This is a genomic window from Haloechinothrix halophila YIM 93223 (genome assembly GCF_000504245.1).
Taxonomy (GTDB): Bacteria; Actinomycetota; Actinomycetes; order Mycobacteriales; family Pseudonocardiaceae; genus Haloechinothrix_A; species Haloechinothrix_A halophila.
Genome location: NZ_KI632509.1, coordinates 2,565,478 through 2,587,941, shown reverse-complemented (window position 1 = coordinate 2,587,941; position 22,464 = coordinate 2,565,478). Strand labels below are relative to the sequence as shown.

Annotated in this window: 18 protein-coding genes; 5 read left to right on the top strand and 13 right to left on the bottom strand. The window is 68.6% G+C overall.

Annotated elements, in window-relative coordinates:
* Positions 1 to 3: 3 nt before the first annotated feature.
* The 4 genes from AMYHA_RS11770 to AMYHA_RS11755 form a co-directional block, all read right to left on the bottom strand.
* Entirely contained in the window at positions 4 to 1,602 is a 1,599-nt protein-coding gene (locus tag AMYHA_RS11770; RefSeq protein ID WP_034270915.1) for an acyl-CoA carboxylase subunit beta, read from the bottom strand.
* Between the two features lie 121 nt (positions 1,603 to 1,723).
* Positions 1,724 to 2,872, bottom strand: coding sequence for an acyl-CoA dehydrogenase family protein (locus AMYHA_RS11765; RefSeq protein ID WP_034270912.1), 1,149 nt, complete (start codon positions 2,870 to 2,872; stop codon positions 1,724 to 1,726).
* Positions 2,873 to 2,904: 32 nt separating this feature from the next.
* Positions 2,905 to 4,629 (bottom strand): acyclic terpene utilization AtuA family protein, encoded by a 1,725-nt coding sequence (locus tag AMYHA_RS11760; RefSeq protein ID WP_034270909.1) that lies wholly within the window; start codon positions 4,627 to 4,629, stop codon positions 2,905 to 2,907.
* Positions 4,626 to 5,423, bottom strand: a complete 798-nt coding sequence (locus AMYHA_RS11755; protein WP_034276892.1) for a TIGR03084 family metal-binding protein — start codon at positions 5,421 to 5,423, stop codon at positions 4,626 to 4,628. Before AMYHA_RS11755 ends, AMYHA_RS11760 begins: the two co-directional genes overlap by 4 nt.
* 238 nt (positions 5,424 to 5,661) lie before the next feature.
* Between AMYHA_RS11755 and AMYHA_RS11750 the strand changes: the two genes are divergently transcribed.
* The 3 genes from AMYHA_RS11750 (at position 5,662) to AMYHA_RS11740 (ending at position 9,583) form a co-directional block, all read left to right on the top strand.
* Positions 5,662 to 7,128: a cytochrome P450 gene (locus tag AMYHA_RS11750; protein WP_034270907.1), complete on the top strand. Its 1,467-nt coding sequence runs from the start codon at positions 5,662 to 5,664 to the stop codon at positions 7,126 to 7,128.
* 164 nt (positions 7,129 to 7,292) lie between these two features.
* The gene (locus tag AMYHA_RS11745; RefSeq protein WP_051399792.1) at positions 7,293 to 9,017 is read left to right on the top strand and encodes an EAL domain-containing protein; all 1,725 of its coding nucleotides are present in this window, start codon (positions 7,293 to 7,295) and stop codon (positions 9,015 to 9,017) included.
* A 95-nt stretch (positions 9,018 to 9,112) separates the two neighbouring features.
* Positions 9,113 to 9,583 (top strand): peroxiredoxin, encoded by a 471-nt coding sequence (locus tag AMYHA_RS11740; protein WP_034270904.1) that lies wholly within the window; start codon positions 9,113 to 9,115, stop codon positions 9,581 to 9,583.
* A gap of 89 nt (positions 9,584 to 9,672) precedes the next feature.
* Here AMYHA_RS11740 and AMYHA_RS11735 read toward each other — a convergent pair whose 3' ends face one another.
* The 3 genes from AMYHA_RS11735 to AMYHA_RS11725 all read right to left on the bottom strand — a co-directional run bounded on the left by AMYHA_RS11735 (position 9,673) and on the right by AMYHA_RS11725 (position 13,640).
* The gene (locus AMYHA_RS11735) at positions 9,673 to 10,848 is read right to left on the bottom strand and encodes an LCP family protein (RefSeq protein ID WP_407919886.1); all 1,176 of its coding nucleotides are present in this window, start codon (positions 10,846 to 10,848) and stop codon (positions 9,673 to 9,675) included.
* A gap of 106 nt (positions 10,849 to 10,954) precedes the next feature.
* Positions 10,955 to 11,677, bottom strand: a complete 723-nt coding sequence (locus tag AMYHA_RS11730; RefSeq protein ID WP_407919885.1) for an alpha/beta hydrolase — start codon at positions 11,675 to 11,677, stop codon at positions 10,955 to 10,957.
* 70 nt (positions 11,678 to 11,747) lie between these two features.
* A complete protein-coding gene (locus AMYHA_RS11725; protein ID WP_034270902.1) occupies positions 11,748 to 13,640 on the bottom strand; it encodes an ABC transporter ATP-binding protein in 1,893 nt (630 codons plus the stop codon).
* Between the two features lie 214 nt (positions 13,641 to 13,854).
* Between AMYHA_RS11725 and AMYHA_RS11720 the strand changes: the two genes are divergently transcribed.
* A complete protein-coding gene (locus tag AMYHA_RS11720; protein WP_051399790.1) occupies positions 13,855 to 15,174 on the top strand; it encodes a glycosyltransferase 87 family protein in 1,320 nt (439 codons plus the stop codon).
* 6 nt (positions 15,175 to 15,180) lie between these two features.
* On the opposite strand, the gene AMYHA_RS11715 is transcribed toward AMYHA_RS11720, so the two are convergent.
* From AMYHA_RS11715 to AMYHA_RS11690, 6 genes are all read right to left on the bottom strand, one after another.
* Positions 15,181 to 15,390: a helix-turn-helix domain-containing protein gene (locus AMYHA_RS11715; protein ID WP_034276879.1), complete on the bottom strand. Its 210-nt coding sequence runs from the start codon at positions 15,388 to 15,390 to the stop codon at positions 15,181 to 15,183.
* Between the two features lie 250 nt (positions 15,391 to 15,640).
* Positions 15,641 to 17,269: an ABC-F family ATP-binding cassette domain-containing protein gene (locus AMYHA_RS11710; protein WP_034270900.1), complete on the bottom strand. Its 1,629-nt coding sequence runs from the start codon at positions 17,267 to 17,269 to the stop codon at positions 15,641 to 15,643.
* 167 nt (positions 17,270 to 17,436) lie between these two features.
* Complete coding sequence (locus AMYHA_RS11705; RefSeq protein WP_034270897.1) at positions 17,437 to 17,850, bottom strand: type II toxin-antitoxin system VapC family toxin; 414 nt, start codon at positions 17,848 to 17,850, stop codon at positions 17,437 to 17,439.
* A complete protein-coding gene (locus tag AMYHA_RS11700) occupies positions 17,850 to 18,122 on the bottom strand; it encodes a type II toxin-antitoxin system Phd/YefM family antitoxin (RefSeq protein WP_034270895.1) in 273 nt (90 codons plus the stop codon). Before AMYHA_RS11700 ends, AMYHA_RS11705 begins: the two co-directional genes overlap by 1 nt.
* A 237-nt stretch (positions 18,123 to 18,359) precedes the next feature.
* Positions 18,360 to 19,025 carry an acVLRF1 family peptidyl-tRNA hydrolase gene (locus tag AMYHA_RS11695; RefSeq protein WP_034270892.1) on the bottom strand — a complete coding sequence of 222 codons (666 nt, stop codon included), beginning with the start codon at positions 19,023 to 19,025 and terminating at the stop codon, positions 18,360 to 18,362.
* Positions 19,022 to 20,512: a deoxyguanosinetriphosphate triphosphohydrolase family protein gene (locus tag AMYHA_RS11690; protein WP_034276877.1), complete on the bottom strand. Its 1,491-nt coding sequence runs from the start codon at positions 20,510 to 20,512 to the stop codon at positions 19,022 to 19,024. Before AMYHA_RS11690 ends, AMYHA_RS11695 begins: the two co-directional genes overlap by 4 nt.
* 246 nt (positions 20,513 to 20,758) lie before the next feature.
* On the opposite strand from AMYHA_RS11690, the gene AMYHA_RS11685 reads away from it, so the two are divergent.
* Complete coding sequence (locus tag AMYHA_RS11685) at positions 20,759 to 22,429, top strand: GGDEF domain-containing protein (protein ID WP_034270889.1); 1,671 nt, start codon at positions 20,759 to 20,761, stop codon at positions 22,427 to 22,429.
* The last annotated feature ends 35 nt before the right edge of the window (positions 22,430 to 22,464 follow it).

Genomic DNA, 22,464 nt, shown 5'->3' with positions numbered 1-22,464 from the left:
TGCTCACATTCGAAAGACGCCATAGCCCCTCGCTCCTTCGACTGGTCCGTTGTGGATCGCGGACAGGCTCATGCCGAGCACGGTGCGGGTGTCGCGGGGGTCGATGATGCCGTCGTCGTAGAGCATCCCCGAGAGGAACGTCGGCACCGACTCCGCTTCGATCTGGCCCTCGACCATGGCGCGCATGGCGGCGTCCTGGTCCTCGTCGTAGGCCTGTCCCCTGCTCTCGGCCGACGCCCGGGCGACGATGGAGAGCACTCCGGCGAGCTGCTGGCCACCCATCACGGCGGACTTCGCGCTCGGCCACGCGAACAGGAACCTCGGGTCGTACGCGCGCCCGCACATACCGTAGTGCCCCGCGCCGTAGGAGGCGCCCATCAGCACCGAGATGTGCGGCACCGTCGAGTTCGACACCGCGTTGATCATCATCGCGCCATGCTTGATGATGCCGTTCTGCTCGTAGTTCTTGCCGACCATGTAGCCGGTGGTGTTGTGCAGGAACAGCAGCGGCGTGTCCGACTGGTTCGCCAACTGGATGAACTGCGTGGCCTTCTGCGACTCCTCGCTGAACAGCACGCCACGCGCGTTCGCGAGGATGCCGACCGGATAACCGTGGATGTCGGCCCACCCGGTGACCAGGCTCGAGCCGTACAGCGGCTTGAACTCGTCGAAGTCAGAGCCGTCGACGACGCGGGCGATCACCTCGCGCGGATCGAACGGCACCTTGAGATCGGTGGGCACGATGCCGAGCAAGTCCTCGGCGTCGTAGCGCGGCTCACTGTAGGACGGCTTGGGGCTCGGGCCCTGCTTGTTCCAGTTGAGCCGCTTGATGATGCTGCGGCCGAGCCGGATCGCGTCTTCCTCGTCGACGGCAAGGTAGTCCGCGAGGCCAGAGGTGCGGGCGTGCATCTCGGCGCCGCCGAGTGACTCGTCGTCGGACTCCTCGCCGGTCGCCATCTTCACCAGCGGCGGACCGCCGAGGAACACCTTCGCCTGTTCCTTGACCATGACGACGTAGTCCGACATGCCAGGCAGGTACGCACCGCCCGCGGTCGAGTTGCCGAACACCAGCGCCACCGTGGGCACCCGCTCCTTGGACGCCCGCGTGAGGTCGCGGAAGGTGCGCCCGCCGGGGATGAAGATCTCCTTCTGCGTCGGCAGGTCAGCGCCGCCCGACTCGACCAGGTTGATCGTGGGGAGCCGGTTCTGCGCGGCGATGTCTGCCGCGCGAAAGCCCTTCTTGACGCTCCACGGGTTCATCGACCCGCCTTTGACCGTCGGGTCGCTGGCGATGATCATGCACTCGACGCCTTCCACGACGCCGATGCCGGTCACCATGCTCGCCCCGACCTTGTAGTCAGATCCCCACGCCGCCAGCGGCGAGAGTTCGAGGAACGGCGAGTCCTCATCGATGAGCAGCTCGATGCGCTCCCGCGCGAGCAGCTTGCCGCGTTTGCGGTGCCGTTCGGTGTACTTCTCGCCGCCACCCTCGATGGCTTTGGCGTGTTCGGTCTCCAGCTCATCGAGCTTGGTCAGCATCGCGTCGCGGTACTCCGCGAAGTCCTCCGCTGCCGCGTCAACGCTGGTGCGCACTACCGTCATGCCGCCTCCTCATCGCGCGCGGCACGCCGCGCCACCATCGCGGCGTCGGCGAGCATGATGTCTGATGATTCAGTCGCTTCAGTTCGGGCCCGCGAGCGGCCCTCACGCCTGCAAGCAGTCCTCATGATGTGTATCCCAACAACTTAGCCGCGAGCCCGGTCATGATCTCGTTCGTTCCACCACCGATGCCCAGGATCCGCATGTCCCGGTACTGACGCTCCACTTCGGACTCCGTCATGTAGCCGAGCCCGCCGTGCAGCTGAACCGCCTCGTTGGCGACCCACTCGCCCGCCTCGACGGCGGTGTTCTTCGCGAACGCGACCTGCGTCAGCACGTTCTCCCCCGCCACGTAGCGCCGTGCCAAGTCGCGGCTGTAGACGCGGGCGACGTCGGTGCGCCGCGCCATCTCGGTGAGCTTGTGCTGCACCAGCTGCCGGGAGATCAACGGCCGTCCGAAGGTCTCCCTGTCCCGGCACCACGCCACGGTGAGGTCGAGACACCGTTGCGCCGCCGCGTATGCCTGCACCGCGAGGCTGAGGCGTTCGGTGACGAAGTTCTGCGCGATCTGTGCGAATCCGGTGTTTTCCTCGCCGACCAGGTTGGCCGCGGGCACCCGGCAGTCCGCGAACGACAGCTCGGCGGTGTCCGAACAGCGCCAGCCCATCTTGTCCAGCTTGCGCGAGACCGTGAAGCCCGGCGTGTCCCGCTCGATCACCAGCAGCGATACCCCGTGTGCGCCCTCACCGCCCGTGCGCACCGCCGTCGTCACGAAGTCCGCCCGGCAGCCGGAGGTGATGAACGTCTTGGCGCCGTTGACCACATACTCGTCACCATCGCGCTTGGCGGTGGTCCGTATGCCCGCGACGTCGGAACCGCCATCCGGTTCGGTGATCGCCAATGAGCCGATCTTCTCGCCTGCGAGTGTGGGCCGTACCCAGCGGTCGATCTGCGCGGGGTCGTTCGCGGTCGCGATGTGCGGCAGCGCGATGCCGTGGGTGAACAGCGACGCGATCAGGCCGCCGGACGCGCCCGCGTAGATCATTTCCTCGGCCACGACCAGCGCGTCGATGGCGTCGCCGCCACCGCCGCCGTGTTCCTCGGGGAACGCCAGCCCGAGCAGTCCGATGTCGGCGGCTTTGCGATGCAGCTCGCGCGGCAGTTCACCCTCACGTTCCCAGTCGTCCTGGTGCGGCAGGATTTCCTCGCGGGTGAACCGGCGCACCGTCTCTCGCAGCGCCTTGCGCTCAGGGGTGTCGAACGGATCGCTCACAGTGCTTGATGGTTCGTTCCTGCCAGCAGAACTCACAGCTCCTCCGGGATGTCGATATGACGGGATCGCAGCCATTCGCCGAGACCCTTGGCCTGCGGGTCGAAGCGGGCCTGAGACGCGACACCTTGACCGAGGATGTCGTCGATGACGAAGTTCAGCGCCCACAGGTTGCCGAACACGTGCCTGGTCACCGGCAGCTCAGCGGTCTCCGGCAGCAGCCGTCGCAATTCGCCGACGGTGAGCGTGTGCACCAGCCAGCGCCAAGCGTGTTCGGAGCGCACCCAGACGCCCAGGTTGGCGCTGCCGCCCTTGTCGCCGCTGCGTGCGCCCGCGATCGTGCCCAGCGGGACACGACGCGTCGGGCCGTGCTCCAGCCGTTCGGGCAGGGCGGGTTCGGCCACCTCGGTCAGCTGCTGGGTGCTCGCCGCCGGGGCGATGTCGGTGCGGGCGCCATCCGGCAGTACCGCGACATGCGGCACCGCCTTGGCGTCGACGAACGCCGCCCGGTACACCCCGTACGGCGAGGCGTCCGAGGGTGGTGCGGTGACGGTGAAGCCTGGGTAGCTCGCCAGCGCCAGTTCGATCGCCGCGCCGGAGAATCGCCTGCCGACCTTCGCGGCGTCGGCGTCTTTGACCGCGCACTGCAACAACGCGCTGGCCTGCTGCTCGGTCGGCGCGTCCGCCACGTCGGTGCGCGCCAGCGTCCAGTTGATCTCGGCGGGCGGGTCGTCGGCGAGCGCCGTGTGCACCTGGCGTTTGATCAGCTCGGCCTTGGCCTCGATGTCGAGCCCGGTGAGCACGAACGTCATCGCGTTGCGGAAACCGCCCAGGGTATTGAGGCACACCTTCAACTCGGGTGGTGGCGGCTCGCCGGACACCCCGCTGATGCGGACTCGGTCGGGGCCGTCTTCGCTGAGTTGGATGGTGTCGAAGCGAGCGGTGACGTCCGGACCGGCATAACGCGCACCAGCGATCTCGTACAGCAGTTGCGCGGTGACGGTGCCGAGCGTGACCGCGCCACCGGTGCCTCCCCCGCCGGCTACGCCCTCACTGGCGGGGGCACCCCCACTGTGCTTGGTGATGACACTGCTGCCGTCGGCGGCGATCTCCGCGATCGGGAAGCCGGGCCGGTCCAGTGAGTCGAGTTCGGTGAAGAACGCGTAGTTGCCGCCGGTGGCCTGCGCGCCGCACTCGATGACATGCCCCGCGACGACCGCGCCCGCGAGCGCGTCGTAGTCCTCGGGGCTCCAGCCGTAGTGAGCGGCGGCCGGTCCGACGACCAGCGATGCGTCGGTGACCCTGCCGGTGACGACGACGTCCGCACCGCCCCGCAGGCATTCCGCGATCCCCCACGCGCCGAGGTAGGCGTTGGCGGTCAGCGGCTGACCGAGGTCCAGCTCCTCAGCACGCGACCGCAGGTCGTCGCCCTCGACGTGGGCGATGCTGGCGCCAACGTCCAGCTCGGCGGCCAGCTCCCGTAGCGCGTCGGCCAGCCCGGCCGGGTTCAGTCCCCCGGCGTTGACGACGATCTTCACGTCGCGCTCGACTGCCAGCGCCAGGTTCTCCCGCATCTGCCGCAGGAACGTCTTGGCGTAGCCGCGGTTCGGGTCCTTCATCAGGTCGCGACCGAGGATCAGCATGGTCAGTTCGGCGAGGTAGTCGCCGGTGAGGTAGTCCAACTCGCCGCCGGTGAGCATCTCGTTGACAGCGGCGAACCGGTCGCCGTAGAAGCCGGAGGCGTTGCCGATGCGGATCACTGGAACTGCCCTGCCTTCCTGCCGCCGCCCGGCGGGCCCGCGAACGCCTGCGCGATGCCGAGCCAGTTATCGGCATCGGCGCCCTCGGCGGTCAGCGTGGTGTCGTCACGGTGCCTGCGCTGGGTGACGAGCAGGCAGAACTCCAGTGCGTCGCCGGTGATGCGCTGGGTGGCGTCGTCGGGTCCCCAGGTCCAGGTGTCACCGTCCGGGCCGGTCAACTCCACCCGGAACGGCTCAGCTGGGGCGGGTGTGCCGTTGACGGCGTAGGCGAAGTCGCGGGTGCGCACGCCGATGTGGGCGACGTGCCGCAGCCGGGAGGTGGGCTCGCGGCTGAGCCCCAGCGTGTCGACGATGTCCTGGCCGTGCGCCCAGGTTTCCATGATCCGGGCGGTGGCCATGGACGCCGCGCTCATCGGTGGGCCGAACCACGGCACCTTGCTGCCATCGGGCACGGCCGCCAGCGCGTCGCTCAGCTCGGCGCGGACCTGCCGCCACGCGGCCAGTAACTCGGCAGGGCTGCGTTGCGCGCCCGCGGCAGCGGCGTCGTCAACCAGCGTCTGCGGGTCTGCCTCTGCGGCGACCTGTTCCAGCTCGCTCAGGAAGACGTCTGGCTTGCTCGCGGCGAGCAGGGCTTGCTCGTCCGTCCAGGCCAGGTGGGCGATTTGGTGTGCGATGGTCCAGCCGGCCGCCGGGGTGTCGAGCGCCCACTGCTCATCGGACAACCCGGCCACGACGTGGTCCAGTTCCTCGCTCTCGGCCGCCAGATCGGCGAGGACAGCCGACAGTTCGACCATGCGGTCCTCCTGCTTCATTGCCTGGGACGCATCCTGCGCTTATTCGCCCACCCTGGCACCCCGACAAGAAAAAAGCAAGCATGCGTGCTTGTTTTTACAACTCCGACCACGGGGCCCGCCGGCGACCAGAAGCGCACCGCCGCGTCCCCCACCCGGTCGCACCCTCTTGACGAGCGGCCAACAACGCGGAACCGTGAGCTGTACATCCGTATAGCGCAGCCTCTTTGGGGAGGACTCGATGCCGAACCTCGTGACCGGCCTCCGCGAACGTGTCCCGACACTGACCTCGGTGCCACTCCCCCGCGCCATCGACAACAAGGTGCTCAGCAAGACTTGGCCGGCAGAACCGTTCGCCGAACCTCCGGCGGGCAGCGGACTGAAGCCGGTGCCCGGTGACTTCGGTCCACCATTCGTCGGGCACAGCCTTGAATTCATGCGCTACGGCCTGGACTTCGCGCTGCGCCGCTACGAGCGCTACGGCCCAGTGTCTTGGTCGGGGATTCTCGGCGAGCGGATGATCAACCTGGTCGGCCCGGACGCCGCTCAGCAGGTGCTCGCCAACGGCGACAAGGCGTTCTCGCAGGAAGGCTGGCATTTCTTCATCGACAGGTTCTTCCACCGAGGCCTGATGCTGCTCGACTTCGACGAGCACAAGTTCCACCGCAGGATCATGCAGCAGGCGTTCACCCGCCCCAGGATGGCGGGCTACGCCGACCACGTCACCGCCGCGGTGCGCGAAGGGATGCGCGACTGGCCCACTGGTCAGCGGCTACGGATGTACTGGCAACTCAAGCGGCTCACCCTTGACATCGCGGCGCGCGTGTTCATGGATTCCCCGCCCGGCGGCCAGACCGAACGGCTCAACCGTGCGTTCGTCGACACGGTGCGCGCGAGCACCGCCATCATCCGCTATCCAGTCCCGTTCGGTCGATGGTCGGCGGGATTGCGCGGACGCACGCTCCTGGAGCGCTACTTCACCGAGAGCCTGCCCGCCAAGCGCGCCAGCGACGGCTCCGACCTGTTCACCGCGCTGTGCCACGCCACGACCGAAGACGGCGAGCGGTTCGACGACGCCGACGTCGTCAACCACATGATCTTCCTGATGATGGCCGCGCACGACACGTCCACCATCACCAGCACGGCCGCGCTGTACTACCTCGGCAAGCACCCGGAGTGGCAGGAACGGGTCCGCCAGGAGTCGCTCGCGCTGGGTGACGACCTGCCGGACCTCGCCGCGCTGGAGTCGCTGCACTCACTCGACCTGGTGATCAAGGAGTCGCTGCGACTGATCGCGCCCGTGCCCAGCCTGCCCCGCAAAACCGTCACGGACGTCGAGATCCTCGGCCACCATGTGCCTGCGGGATCATTCGTGGGGCTGTCACCGATGGTGACCCACTTCTTGCCCGAATACTGGAGTCACCCGATGCGGTTCGACCCGGAGCGGTTCGCCGAGCATCGCAGGGAGGACAAGTCGCACCGGTTCGCGTGGGTTCCCTTCGGGGGTGGCGCGCACAAATGCATCGGAATGCAGTTCGGCACCATAGAAGTGAAGGCTCTTCTACACGAAATGCTGCGAACCTACCGTTGGAAACTGCCGGAAAAGTACCAATCTCGGTGGGACTATGTCGCATTGCCAGTGCCGGTGGACGGCCTTCCTGTGCAGCTGCACAGGATTCCCGGCGAAACCACAAAACGTAATCAATAATCGCTCAAGGTCACTCTATCGGCCGGTAGACACCTCACACGGTTCATGGTGATTTAGCAAGGGTTCGTTCTCAGCCATACTCAGTGTTGGTTCTGTCCGGCCCGCCCACCCGCTTGGACCGCATCCGCAGCGGCCCACGCGGTATACCCCGAACGAGGTGCACCTTGAACGACCCGTGTGCTCCGATCGACACACGGAGCGCGGCTAGCGATCGGTTCGTCGCCCTCTTCGCTGACGCTCCCATCGGCATCGCACTACTGGATGCCACAGGCGGAATCGTCAGCGCCAACCCCGCACTTGGCACGTTGCTCGGTATCGCGCCCGACGCGTTGGCTGACACGAAATTCACCAACTACGTCACGAGCAAACCCGACGCGGTGGCATTGGACGCGTTACTCGCCAGCTACTCCGGCGCCGAACCCGACGCACCGACCCGGTTCGAAACCGCCCTGAAGCAGGCCGAAGGTGACGACGCGCGCGCCAAGCTCACACTCAGCTCGCTACCGGCCGACCAGGAGGGCATGACGTATCCGGTCGTGATGGTCGAAGACGTCACCGACCTGAACCTGTTGCACGAGCGGTTGCGGCACCAGAACGTGCACGACGCGCTGACCGGGCTGCCCAACGCGACGAGCTTCCACGGCCAGCTCGAATCCGCCATGGTGGATACGACGCACGCGACCGTCGCACTGGTGCTGTTCGACATCGACGGCTTTCGCATGATCAACGACGGGCTCGGCTCGGAGGCGGGTGACAAGATCCTCAAAGGGATCGCGACCACGCTGCGTCACGCGTTCACCGGCGCCGACGAGATCGTCGCACGCCTCACCGGCGACGGCTTCGGCGTGCTGCTGAAGGGTGACCTCACCCCGCAGCATGTCATCGACCGGGTCGAGGACGCGCTCGACCGGCTCGCCGAGCCGATCTACTTCGACGACACCGGCGTCGGCATCAGCGCCAGCGCGGGCATCGTGCTGCGTGCCCCTGGCAGCACCTCTGACACGGACATGCTGCGCGCCGCCGAGGTCACGCTGCACCGCGCCAAGGAAGCGGGCAGGGCGAAGTGGATGCTGTTCGAGACTGATCTGGACACCGAGGACCGGCGTCGCTACCGGCTCGGTGCGGGCATCGCGGGCGGCCTGGAACGCGGCGAGTTCGAGGTGCGGTACCAGCCGATGGTGAAGCTGGACGGCTCACAACTGGTGCCGGTGGTCAACACCCGGCTCTACTGGAACCACCCCACCGAAGGCGTACTGGACTGCGACGACTTCCTGCCGCTGGCCGACGCGACCGGGATGACCGTCCGCATCGGCACCTGGATGTTCGACCAGGCGCTCAAGGACTACGCCCAGTGGCGCAAGCAGGCCGGTGAGCACACGCCCGACCTGTGTGTGCTGCCGCCACGGCGGCTCGCGATCGACGACGACCTCGTTGGCATCGTCCGCAGCCAGCTCACCAAGCACGACATCCCGTCGACGGCGCTACGGCTGTGCGCGGACAGCGGCACACTGGTCGACACCCGAGGCGAGGTGCACGACTCGCTGAGCGTGCTCAACGACCTCGGCGTCAAGCTGGTGCTCGCGGTCTCGGCGGCGGCCGACCTCGAACTGATCCGGCGCAACGGGCTCCCCGTGGAGTACGTGTCGCTGAACGGGCAGATCGTCGACGCGATGCTGGGTGCGTCCGAACCTGGGGCGACGCAGGTCGAACACCTGGAGCACCTCGTCCGCAGCGCGAAGCAACTCGGGGTGCGGATCGGTGCGGCGGGTGTGCACACCGAGGAACAGGCGACCGCGCTCGCGGGCATGGGCGTGGTCGCCGCGCGGGGCCGCTTCTTCCGCGGCCCGCTGCCCGCCGAGGAAATGGGCGAGTTGATCGCGACGGAGTGAGCGCATCGGGCCGCTCGGATCGTGGTGGGTGACTGTGCTGGCCGCCATCCGGCCTGCCGCAGTATGACCTGACGTAATCGGGCACGATGTGGCGTATGCACAAAGGTGATCTCGTCGCCGACTTCACGGCGCACGACCAGCACGGCACACCCCGCAGCCTGTCCGAGTTCTTGGCGAAGGGGCCAGTCGTGCTGTTCTTCTATCCCGCGGCGATGACAGCGGGGTGCACCACGGAGAGCTGCCACTTCCGCGACCTGGCGGCCGAGTTCGCCGAGGTCGGCGCGCAGCGCATCGGCATCAGCCGCGACTCGGTGAGCACGCAGGCCGAGTTCGCCAGCCGCAACGACTTCGACTACCCGTTGCTGTCCGATCCCGATGGCGCGATCGCCACGCGGTTCGGCGCGAGCCGCAACCGAGGCCCGCTGCTGACCAAGCGCAAGACCTACGTGATCGGTACCGACAGCCGCGTCCTTGACGTCATCAAGAGCGAGCTTCGGATGAGCGTGCACGCCGATAAGGCACTGCGAGCGCTTCGGGCGTCGCAGGAGGGCAACGCCGAAAGCTAACGCAGCCGCCACGAAAAGCTGAGCAACGCCGCGACATGACGCTGGCCCGGCACCGAAGCAGGTGCCGGGCCAACGTCATATCAGCCGCGTCAGTTCACGATGACGTCCTTGGGAATGGGCTTGTCATTGCGCAGCGCGTTGAACAGCTGCTCGGACTTCGCCGGGTCCCAGTTCGTCGCCGAGCCGGAGGTGACCGGGACCGTGGTGGTCACCGTGCCGCCGGAGGAAATCCCCCGCATCGCCCAGCCGAGCCCGACGACGTTGTGCAGGTGATCGCCCTCGTCGATCGTCAGCGCATCCGGTGCCGCGCCCAGCAGCGGGACGACGTCGAACGGATTGAGGAACGTCGCGGGGCTGGACAGCTCGCCCGCGAGCGCGCCGATGAACTTGCGCTGGTTGATCACTCGGTCCAGGTCGGAACGCGGGGTCGCCGAGCTGTGGCGCATCCGGACGAAGCCGAGCGCTTGCGCACCGTCGAGTTCCTGCTTGCCCTTCGGGATCGTCACGCCGGTCTTCGTGTCGACCATCTTCTCGGGGATGTTCATCTCGACGCCGCCGACCGCGTCCACGATCCGTGCGAAGCCACCGAACCCGATCTCGGCATAGTGATCGATGCGCAGCCCGGTCGCCTGCTCGACGGTGCGAGCCATCAGTTCCGGCCCGCCGAACGAGAACGCGGCGTTGATCTTGTTGACGCCGTGACCGGGGATATCGACCTGCGAGTCACGCGGGAAGCTGACCAGCGTCGGCTTGGTGCCGTTGTCCGGGAGGTGGGCGACCATGATCGTGTCGGTGCGCTGGCCACTCGCCGCACTCTCGTCGCCGCTGCGCAGCCGCTTGACCTGCTCCGGCGTCAGCCCTGCCCTGCTGTCGGAACCGACGATCAGCCAGTTGGTGCCCTCGGCGGCCGCGGGCTTGCCCTCGTAGTCAGGGAGCGCGTCGACCCGGTTGATCGAGAACTCCAGATACAGCCACATGGCGACCAGCAGCGCGACCAGCACGATCGCGATCAGGCTCGCGACGCGGCGGAAGCCCCAGCGCTTGCGCCCGCCGCCCGGCATAGGGCGCTGCCCGCCACGCTGCGTCGGCGGTCGTGGCGGCCGCTGGGGTGGCTGCTGTGGCGGTCGCGTGGGCATCGTGCGGGTTCTCGGCGCCTGGTTCCGCTGCGCGCCTGGTAGCGGCATCATTTGCGCGTCCTGATGCCGGCCGCGCCCGCTTCCCCAGCCAGGGCCCTGCGATCCACGCCTGTCAGCCATCAGCCTCATCCTCTCCCGTGCGCCGCCGTGCTGACGGCGCGAAGCCGCGTTTGGATGGGCGCATCATTCCACCAACGTCGGGGAAAGCTGAGACGTGCCCCGGCGAGGCGGTGAATTACACCCGGAAGCGGAGTCTGTCGGCTGCGGGAAGGTCCCATGCCGAGGTCAGGAGGGGTTCTCGCTGCCCATTTCGTGCTCCGATTCCTGCTGCGTCCAGTGTGAATCCTAGGACGAGCCGCGTCCACGTTCCCGGTCTGCGCAGCAGCGCGTGACCCTCGTGCCGCACCTCCGCGCGAACCACGTCGGTGACCCGGTCGGCCCGCTGTGCGTACTCGTAGGACGCCCTCGGCGAGGTGATCACATCGTGGGTGCCGTGGGCGATGAGCACCCGGACACCGGAGACCGGCTCGACCCAGTCCTTCTCGGTCGTCCACGGCGCTAGCGCGCACACCGCGACCACACTCGGATCGTCGGCCACCCGCAGCGCGACCCGCCCGCCCATCGAATGCCCGACGAGCACGACCGGCACATCGGGATGGCTGCGGCGAATCCCGGCGAGCGCCTCCCTGGCGTCGTGTACCGGATGGAGGTGCGGCTTGTTCCAGCCGCGCACCCGGTTGCGCACCTGCCGTACCTCAAGGCCGTGCGCCCTGCCGGCCCGGTGCAGCGCCCGTGCGAACGGCACCATCCGCAGGTAGGCGTGCGACCACGGCCGGATGCGCTCGTGGCCGTGCTCGGCTCCGCCGTGCAGTACCAGCGCCACCGCGCGCACGGTCGTTCGCGCCCGCAGCACCGTCAGCGCGGCGTCGTGTCCGATCTCGACCGATTCGTCACTCACTCGGGCATCCTCACTCACACGTGCGCCCTCCCGCGCATCGGGGCAGCGCGCTGTGGCGTCCACGCGTCGATCACGCGACCTCGGATGGCTGCAGTCGCTCGTCCGTCGACTCGTCGGTGGCGAACTGTGTCCGGTACAGCGCGGCGTAGCGGCCGGACGCCGCGAGCAGTTCCTCGTGGGTGCCACGTTCGGCAATCGAACCGTCCTCGACGACCAGGATCTGGTCCGCGGCCCGCACGGTGGAGAGCCGGTGCGCGATGACGATCGCCGTCCTGCCGTTGAGGGCGTCGGCCAGCGCCGCGCTCACCGCGGTTTCCGACTCGGAGTCCAGGTGCGCGGTGGCCTCGTCCAGCACCACCACCCTCGGCTGAGCCAGCAGCAGCCGCGCGATCGTGAGCCGCTGCCGCTCGCCGCCGGAAAGCCGGTAGCCGCGCTCGCCGACGACGGTGTCGAGCCCGTCCGGCAGCGACAGCACCAGGTCGTCCAGCCGTGCCCTGCGCAGTGCGTCCCAGACCTCCTCATCGCTGGCGTCCGGCTGAGCGTAGGCGAGGTTGGCGCGGATGGTGTCGTGGAACAGGTGCCCGTCCTGGGTGACGACGCCGACGGTCGCACGCAGCGTGGCGAAGCTCAGGTCCCGCACGTCGATCCCGCCGAGCCGCACCGATCCGCTGTCGACGTCGTAGAGCCTCGGCACCAGCGACGCGATCGTGGATTTGCCCGCCCCGGACGAGCCGACCAGCGCGACCATCCGCCCAGCGGGGGCGTGCAGGCTCACTCCGTGCAGCACCTCCTCACCGCCCCTGGTGTCGAGCGTGGCGACCTCCTCGAGCGAGGCCAGCGAGACATCCTTCGCCGAGGGGTAGGAGAACCGGACATCGGAGAACTCCACCGACACCGGGCCGTCGGGCAGCGGCTTGGCGTCCGGCTTCTCGTCGATGCCCGGCTTGACGTCGAGCACCTCGAAGATCCGCTCGAACGACACCAGCGCCGTCATGACGTCCACCCGGACGTTGGCCAGGGCGGTCAGCGGGGTGTAAAGCCGGGTCAGCAGCAGCGCGAGCGCGACGACGGTGCCGGCCTCGAGGCCGCCACCGATCGCGAGCCAGCCACCGAACCCGTACACCAGCGCCAGAGCGAGCGAGGACACCAGCGTCAGGCTGGTCAGGAACCACCGGGTCAGCATCGCGGTGCGGATGCCGATATCGCGTACTTTGCCCGCGCGCTCGGCGAAGTCGTCCGCCTCGGCCACCGGCCGGCCGAACAGCTTCACCAAGGTCGCGCCGGGCGCCGAGAACCGCTCGGTCATCTGTGTGGTCATCGTGGCGTTGTGGGTGGCGGCGTCGCGTTGCAGGTCGGCCATCTTCCGCCCGATCCGCCGCGCGGGCAGCACGAAGATCGGCAGCAGCACCAGCGCACACAGCGTGACCTGCCAGGACAGCGTCATCATGACCGCAAGGGAGAGCGCGAGCTGGATGATGTTGGTGACGAACCCGGACAGCGTCGCGGTAAAGGTGCGCTGCGCACCGATGACGTCGTTGTTGAGCCTGCTCACCAGCGCGCCGGTGCGGGTGCGGGTGAAGAACGCGATCGGCATGCGCTGCACGTGCTCGAACACCGCGCGGCGCAGGTCGAAGATCAGGCCTTCGCCGATGTGAGCGGACTGCCAGCGCTCGGCGAGCCCGATCGCGGCGTCCGCGACGGCGATGCCAGCGATGGCGAGCGCGAGGAGTACGACCATGCCGCTGTCCTCGCCCCCGACGATGGTGTCGACGACGCGGCCCGCGAGCAGCGGCGTGCTCACCGCGAGTACCGCGGAGATCATGGTCAGCAGCAGGAACACGACCAGCCTGCGCCAGTGGGGCCGCGCGAACCGGACGATCCTGCTGACCGTGCCGGGCCGCAAGCTGCGAGGCACGTCCGCGCTGCGCATACTGCCCCGCATCAAGGTCCAGGTGTTGTCCATGGAACTGATCAACTCCTCATCGTGCCCTCGCCATGCCCAGCACGAGCGAAAACCTTGACATTACTCCAAGGTTGCGCTCCGTCCGTGCAGCGTAACGTAGAGATCCAGATGTTCATTCCCGATTCCGGCCGCAGCGTTCCCATCATGCACGCTGGCACCGACACGCAGCGAACCCCGGTGGCCGCAGTAGTCTGCGGGGCACGGCCAAGTCGACATGAGGGGCTCAGGTGTGAGTGAGACGGCGGAGCTGACCGCGCGCGGTGGCGTCGCTGCGCGTACCCGCGCACTCGATCTCACCGTCTACCTGAGCTTTACCGTCTTCGCGGTGATCACGGCGCTTGCCTCGGAGTTCGCCACCCACCGCGTCTGGGGCGGCTACGCGGCGGTCGGTTACGGGCTCGCGGCCGTGCACGTCGTCGTGCTTGTGGGGTACGCGCGCCACCGGGAACTCCCCCGCCACTGGTTCCACTCGCGGTGGTTCTCGGTGTCGGTGGCGTGCCTGTTCGCGCTCCTCGCGCCGCTGGCGCACCTGGTGCTGCGCCGGCTCGGCGGCGGCGACTGGAGCGACAACCCCGCGGCGTGGGGCGCACAGCCCGAGGTGTGGGTCATCGAACGCTCGGCACTGCTACTGCTGCGCGACGGCAGCCCGTACCTCGACGTCGCGGGCCTCGACCGGCCCCCGATGGTCGACGACTACACCCCCTACGGCCCGGTGATGGCGCTGTTCGGGTTACCGAAGGCGCTCGTCGTCGAACTGGGCGCCGACAACGCGGTCGCACTGGCGCTGACCGACGCCAGGATCGTGTTCGCGCTCGTCGCGACGGCGGGCGCACTGCTGGCGTTGCGGCTACTTGGCAGGCCGCCGGTACCCATCGGAGCGGCGCAGCTCGCGCTGGTCTCCCCCGCGACCGCGCTGACCTTCGCCGTCGCGGGACCTGACCTGGCGGTGCTCGGGCTGCTGCTGGTGGCGATCGCGCTCGCGGCGCGCGGCAACCCGGTGATGTCCGGGATCATGCTCGCGCTCGTGGTCAGCGCGAAGCTCACCGCGGCACCCGCGGTGCTGGTGCTCGTCATCCTGGTGCTGGTCCGGTACGGCGCCCGCGCGGCAGCGGCGTTCACGGCCGCGCTGATCGCCGCGTGCGCCACCGTGACGGTACCGATCATCGCCACGGAGCCACAGGCGTTCGTCGAGAACGTTATACGGTTCCCGATGGGTGCGGCCGAGGTCGACTCGCCAGCGGCGAGTCCGCTGCCCGGACATCTACTCGCGAGCATGGGACCGATGGGTCATGTGCTCGCGCTCGCGCTGCTCGGCGTCGCCGCCGTCGTGATCACGGGCTGGCTCGTGCTGCGACCTCCGGCGACCGCCGCCGACGCGGCCCTGCGGATCGCCGTTGGTCTCGGCGCCGCCACGCTGCTGACACCGGCGACGAGGTGGGGCTACCTCGTCTATCCGTTGGTGCTGCTGGGCGCGTGGCTGTGCTTCGGTAGGCAGCGGACGCCGCCGGCACAGGCCGGGCCACCTACCGCGTAGCCGCTGCTACTTCTTCTTCCGTGTGGTCGCCCCACCCCTGCCGCGCAGCTGTACACCCGACTCGCACAGCACGCGGTGCACGAAACCGTAGGAACGCCCTGTCGACTCGGCGAGGGCGCGGATGCTCGCGCCCTTCTCGTACTTCTTCTTCAGATCGGTCGCCAATTTCTCGCGCGTGTTACCGGTGATGCGCGCGCCTTTCTTCAGATCAGCCACGGTTGTCACGCCTCCCGCCGGAGTGTTCTGGGCCAGAAGGCCCCTTCTAGCCGCAATGATCGAACACAGCGCGGCTTAACGCCAGGCGGGAACGCAAATACGGGCGAACGCACCACGTACGGCCTAATCTCGAACGCTCTCGGTGGCGGCTACCTGCCGGTATGCTACCGGCCACCGCGATGGGCTGTGGGACATTCACCGGATCGCTGGTGCTCACGGTTATCCGTCACCAACGACCGGCGTGTCCGGCTCAGGCGAGCTGGACCAGGTCCAGGTATTCCTCGGACCAGTGATCCTCCGTGCCGTCCGGCAACAGGATCACCCGTTCCGGTTCCAGCGCCTCCACCGCGCCAGGGTCGTGGGTGACCAGCACGACCGCACCGGTGTAGCTGCGCAGCGCGTCGAGCACCTGCTCGCGGCTGGCCGGGTCGAGGTTGTTGGTCGGCTCGTCGAGCAGCAGGACGTTGGCCGCGCTGGAGACCAGCCCCGCCAGCGCCAGCCGCGTCTTCTCACCGCCGGAGAGCGTCCCAGCTGGCTGGTTCAGCTGCTCGCCGGTGAACAAGAACGTGCCAAGCAGCGTGCGCAGCTCCTGCTCGCCGGTGTCCGGCGCGAGGCCGCGGATGTTGTCCCACACCGAACGGTCATGGTCCAGCGTCTCGTGCTCCTGCGCGTAGTAGCCGAGGCGCAGCCCGTGGCCTGACACCCGCTCACCGGTGTCGGGCTGTTCCATGCCGCCGAGCAGCCGCAGCAACGTCGTTTTGCCAGCGCCGTTGAGGCCGAGCACGACCACCTTCGAGCCCCGGTCGATCGCCAGGTCCACGCCGGTGAAGATCTCCAGTGAGCCGTACGACTTCGACAGCCCGGACGCCGTCAGCGGTGTCTTGCCGCACGATGCGGGCGCCGGGAAGCTGATCTTGGCGACCTTGTCCGCCTGGCGGGTTTCGTCCAGGTTCGCCAGCATCTCGTCCGCGCGGCGCGCCATGTTCTTCGCCGCAACGGCCTTGGTCGCCTTCGCGCCGAGCTTGGCCGCTTGCGCCTGCAACGCCGACGCCTTCTTCTCGGCGTTCGCGCGCTCGCGCCTGCGGCGCTTCTCGTCGGTGGCGCGAGCGTCCTGGTAACGCCGCCAGTTCATGTTGTAGACGTCCAGCTCAGCCCTGGTCGCGTCGAGGAACCAGACCTTGTTGACGACCTCGTCCAGCAACTCGACGTCGTGGCTAATGATCACGAGGCCGCCCGCGTGCTGTTTGAGGAAGCCGCGCAGCCAGCTGATCGAGTCCGCGTCGAGGTGGTTGGTCGGTTCGTCGAGCAGCAGGATGCGGTTGGATTTGCCGCTCGCACCCGCCTCGGACGCCGCGAACAGGATGCGCGCCAACTCGACGCGCCTGCGCTGCCCACCGGAGAGCGTGCCAAGCGGCTGGCCGAGCACCCGGTCCTCAAGGCCCAGGTTGGTGCAGATCCGCGCGGCCTCGCTCTCGGCGGCGTACCCACCGAGCGAGGCGAACCGCTCCTCCAACTTGCCGTAACGTTGGATGGCCTTGTCCCGCTCCGCATCATCGGCCAGCTCTGCCATCGCGAGCTGCACCTTCTCCATGTCGCGGGCGATCTGGTCCAGGCCGCGCGCCGAGAGCACGCGATCCTTGGCGGTCACCGACAGATCGCCTTCACGCGGATCCTGCGGCAGGTAGCCGATGGCGCTGCTGCGGCGCAGCTCGCCTCCGTGGGGCTCGCCTTCCCCGGCGAGCACCTTCAACGTCGTTGTCTTGCCAGCACCGTTGCGGCCGACGAGGCCGATCCGGTCGCCTGGCTGGATGCGCAGCGCGGTCTCGGACAGCAGGATGCGGGACCCGGCGCGCAGCTCAAGGCCGGTAGCAGAAATCACGAATGAACTCCGAACACGGTCGCGGGAAAGGCAGGACGTCATCGCGTCCCGCGCTCAGACCCGTTTTCGGGGAGCCGCGGGACGCCGTTGTCAGCTATTCCAACCGGACGACCATGACGCCCAGTGTACGGGCCGGTGTCGAGCGGATTCTCACGTGGTGACGCGGCTCATGCCGACGGCTCCTGACCAGGACTCGCCGTGCTCAGCCCCCACTGTGCGGCGCTCGCACGCAACTGGCGGTCATACGTGACGAATGCCGTGATGCGTGCGGGTCCGAAGACGCCGTGTGCGGTGGCCAGATGGATCGCGTCGAGCGTGCGCAAGTGCTGGTCTGTGTAACTCGCGGCGGTCGACCGGACCAGATCGTCAATGGCGTAACGAGCGATGTGGGTCAACAACGCCGGGACAGCGGCGAGCAAATCCGGCTCCGTGCGCCGTAGCGCTCTCGGCAACTCAACCTCACACAACGCGGACGACACCCGGTCTGTGTCGGTGGCGTGGTCGAGCCAGTCAGCAAGAGCGTCACTTTCCGGTTCGCGCCGAACGAGCTTCACCAGCGCGGCGGTGTCGAGATAGATCATCAGAACCGCTCGTCGTCACGCATCTCCCGAAGCAATTCGCCAGCCTGACTCTCGGTACGGATGGGACCAGTCGGACGAGGGATCGGACCCGTCGCCGTCGCGGGTTGCAGCGCCCCTGACGCGATGAGGTCCGCCATCGGCGCGGGCTGCGCGGGCACCAACCGTGCGATGACGGTGCCCCGCTCCGTCACGTCGACCGTGTCACCACGCTTGACCCTGGCCAGCACGCCGGACGTGTCCTGGTTCAGCTCCCTGATGCCCACCTCGCTCATGGGCCGAGTGTACTACGCAAATGTAGAACATCGCCAATTAGTCGATGCTCTGCGCTGCCAAGAAACGATCATGAGGCGTTCTGGCGATCCGTGTCACCACGACGCATGATGATCCACACGCTCGGCGGCCGAACACCATCGCCGGGGCTGTCGGAGTAAGCGATCTTGAGGCGTTGTGGTCGTGATAGCGACCACAACGCCTCAAGATCGACAAGCCGCGGGGCTGAACCGTGCAGGTCAGCCATCCCGCACCACCACCTCAACGGCACGCGCTCGGCGTGCCGCCTCGTCCAGCACCGTTTTGCGGGGTTCGCCGACGTCGAGCACCACGGGCCTGGCCAGCGCGAACACCCTGGCCAGCTTCGGGTCGTCGCGGAGCTCGTCGATGGCGGCACGATCGCCGCCGCACACAACGGCGTCCAGCTCGCCCACGCGGGGGCCGAGCACGTCGGCGACATCACGAGCCACCCTCGCCAGCGCCTCAGTGGCTTGTTTGTCCCTGCGCCGGGCGAACCGTTGCTGTGACCAGCCGCCCTTCGACGTGCGGCCGTGCACCAGATGCCGATCCGTGCGGGAGGTGACCACCCGCTCCCCCTCGGCGATGCCGATGCTGTGCGCGCCGAGCCGGACCAGCACCAGCCCGATCCGGCGCTCGGCCATCGCGTGCTGAACCAGTGCGTCGACATCGAGGCCGGACCGCTCACCCTCGGCGTCCAGCGGCGGGAACGGCACCGCCACCGTGGCCGTGGTGCCGTTGGCGGCTGTCACCACCACTTCCTCCGGGCTGAGCACGGTGCGCTCGGCGGGGCCGTTGCGCTTCTCGAACCCGCCGAACCACCGCGCCAGCCGTTCCGGCGGCACCTCGACGGCACGTCCGCCGCCCGCGACCTCCCGGACCTTCACAGGACGAACGAGTCCGACCAGGGGGCGCTGACCCGGCCCGCGAGCGCGTCCAGCAACGTCGCGCCCTGCTTGTCGGTCAGCGACGCGACGAAGTCAACGATCGCCCGGCCCTTGGCCAGCGATGCCACGTCCGGGGCAGCCGAGCCGTCCGGCGCGAGTAGCAGCTCGGGGCGGTCCTTGGCGAGCCCGGCATACTCCGTGTGCGCCAGCTCGACCAAGTCGTGCAGCCTGCGCGGGATGCGCGACGACTCCCGCGCGTCGCTGAGCCAGGCGTCCAGTTCGCCGACCAGATTCGTGATCAGCGACGCCTGGCCACGCTGGTGCAACGCCAGATCGGGCCGCAGCAACACGAACCGGCGGTGCACGAACTTGAGCACCTGCACCTCGTGCCACTGCTGCGGGCGCAGCGTCACATGGCCGGAGCGGGTGGACGGCGAGTCCGTCATGGCGATGCCGTCGACCAGCCGGGACGTCCAGCGCGCCGAGAAATCCGCCAGCGCCTGCTCCGACTCGACCGAGCCATCGAAAACCTGCGCGAGCAGTCCGTCAACCAACTCGGTGCGCACCGTGGTGACCGCGGCGCGGAAGGCGTCGTCGTCGACCATCGCGGCGTCCTTGGCGTGCATCCGCCGCCGCAGCTGCTCCAGCGAGTACCCGGGACGCCGGGAGTGTGCCGCCAGCGTGGCGTCGTCGAGATGCGCCAGCTCGCGTGACGCGGTCAGCCACACGCCAAGCTCCGGGGACACCGACGCGTGCTGCAGCACGCCGATGCGGTGGAAGTCCTGCAGGTCGTGGATGGCGTAGGCGATGTCGTCCGCGGTGTCCATCACCGACGCCTCGATGGTCTGCTGCCAAGACTCGATCGCGTCGGCGAACGGCGCCCGCGCCTGGTCGAGGTCGTCCAGTTCGGTGACGTAGGCGGAGAACTTGCTCGACCCCCAGCCAGGAGCCTCGGACGACTCGGCGGCGCCACGTGGCGGAACATCCATCGTCGACGGGTGCGGCTGCGGGTAGCGCGAGCGCGCCCACGGGTACTTGAGCACCGCCGCGCGCACGGCGGCGGTCAGGTCGAGCCCGACGCCGGAAGGGCCGCGCACGTCGGTAGTGGTGAGGATGCGGAAGCTCTGCGCGTTGCCTTCGAAGCCGTCGGCGAGGCCGAACCGGGTGCGGGCGATGTGGTCCAGCACCTGCTCACCCAGGTGGCCGAACGGCGGGTGGCCCAAGTCGTGACCGAGCGCGGCCGCCTCGGCGACCTCCGGGTCACAGCCGCCGAGCTTCTCGGCGAGCGCGCCGTACTCGGCCGATGCGTTGATCCGCTCCGCCACGGCGCGGGCGACTTGCGCGACCTTGAGGCTGTGGGTCAGCCGGTTATGCAACACCCCGGCGTCGGTGCCGCTCACCACCTGAGTGACCCCGCCCAGCCGGGCGAAGAACGGCGACACCGCGATCCGGTCCCTGTCGGTGCGGAACGCGCTGGCCACGCCGATCGGCGGGGTCGCGGTTCCGTCCCGGCGCGTCGACCGGTCGACGTCGGCCGTCGTTGGCTGACTTGCTCTGTGATCATCACGCTCATTCACACATCTACCGTAATCGGCCCACCAAACGGCGTGCGGTGCGTAACCGGCCGCGTCAGGCGACAAGCCGGTGTCGCCGAGGTGAACACCAGGGCGTGCGCCGTGAACATCCGCTGACATCACTGTCGGGTCACGGCGTCCTGCGGCAACATCGGCGCCGTGGCTGGCTTCTCCGACTCCGTGCGGTTCGCGTTTCAGCCGCTCTACAGCCTGCACACCGGCGACGCCGTCGCAGTCGAAGCGCTCGCGGGGACGTCGGGGCCGACGCCGCAGGAGATCCTGCGCCACGCCCGGGAACAGGGACGTCTCGTCGAGACCGACATCGCGCTCGCGGCAACCGCGGTCGAGCAGGAGGCGGCGACACCCACGCTGCTACCGCTGCACGTCAACCTGCTCGCGACCGCCATCGCCGCCGACCAGATTTCGCTGCGTCCGTTGCTCGACGCGCTGGAACGAGCGGGCCGCCGCACCAGCCAGGTCGTCATCGAGCTTGGCCCGCCGTTCACCCAAGCAGACCCGAACCGGCTGATCACAGCTGTCTCGTGGCTGCGCGAGCTGGGCTTCCAGGTCGCCTTCGACGGCCTCGGCGCCGGCGACCTACCGCTCGGGCTGCTCAGCGCCGCGCCGGTCGACATCCTCAAGCTGGACCGTTCGGTCGTGCGTGCGTTGCCTGGCGGGACGACATCCGCCGCGCTGGTGCGCGCGCTGCTGCACGTCGGCTCGCACACCGGAGCGCGGCTGGTCGCGACCGGTGTGCGCACCGAGGACGAGTTCGCCGCTGCCCGCGACGCCGGGCTGCGCATCCTGCAAGGGCCGCTGCTGGACGCCGACGCCGGATCGCTCACCGCACGCACGGTGCTCTGTGCGACGCGGCAGGAGAACGCCGCGCTGTCGTCGTTCGGGATTCCCACCGTGGCGGACTTCGTGCGCCCCGCCGTGACGCTGCCCGCCGACGCGACCTGCGACGACGCCCGCAACGCCCTCGCGGCCGACGACCAGCCACACGCACTAGTCGGACTCGACCACCATGGACGTCCGGAATGGACGGTCGACAAGAGCCGGTTCTTGCTGGCACTGTCCGGCCGCTACGGCCACGCGCTGCACGCGACCAAGCCCGCGGCGACATTCGCCGACACCCCGCACACCGTGCCAGCGGGCGCGGGTGCGCTCGACCTGCTCGACGTCGTCGCCGCCGCCGAGGCGAACCGGATGCACGATGACATCGTCGTCATCGGCAGAGATGGCGTGTGCCTCGGCATAGTGCGGGTCGCCGAGGTGGTGCGTGGCGTCGCGGAGGCCACAGTGGAGGAAGCCGCCTCGCTGCACCCGATCACCGGTCTGCCCAGTAGCGCCACCATCGCCAAGGATGTCGAACGACGCATCATCGCCGGGGAGCCGTTCATCGCGGCGTCGCTGGACATCGACGAGTTCAAGCAGGTCAACGCGCAGGTGGGCTATGCGGCCGGGGACGAGCTGATCCGCTCGCTCGGCGAGACACTGACCGACCTCGCGGCACAGTTGCCCAAGATGACGGTCAGCCACGTTGGCGGGGACGACTTTCTCATCGCGGCCGACATGGACGAGATCGGCACGCTCGCGCCCGCGCTGCTCGACACACCGTGGACGGTGGAGAACATGACGGTCAGCGTCACGCTCGCCGGGCTGACCTGCGCCCCCGGCACGGTGACGTCCTATCAGGAGGTATCGCGGGAGCTGGCACGGCTCAAGCAGCGCGCGAAGTCGATCGGCGGCACCAGCTGGGTGCTTGGCAGACCGGGCGTGGATCGCGTCGACGTCCTGCGCGGCAGAGCTGCCACGGGCGCGGCCTGAAGCCGCGGGCGATCACTGAAACGGCAGTCGGCGAA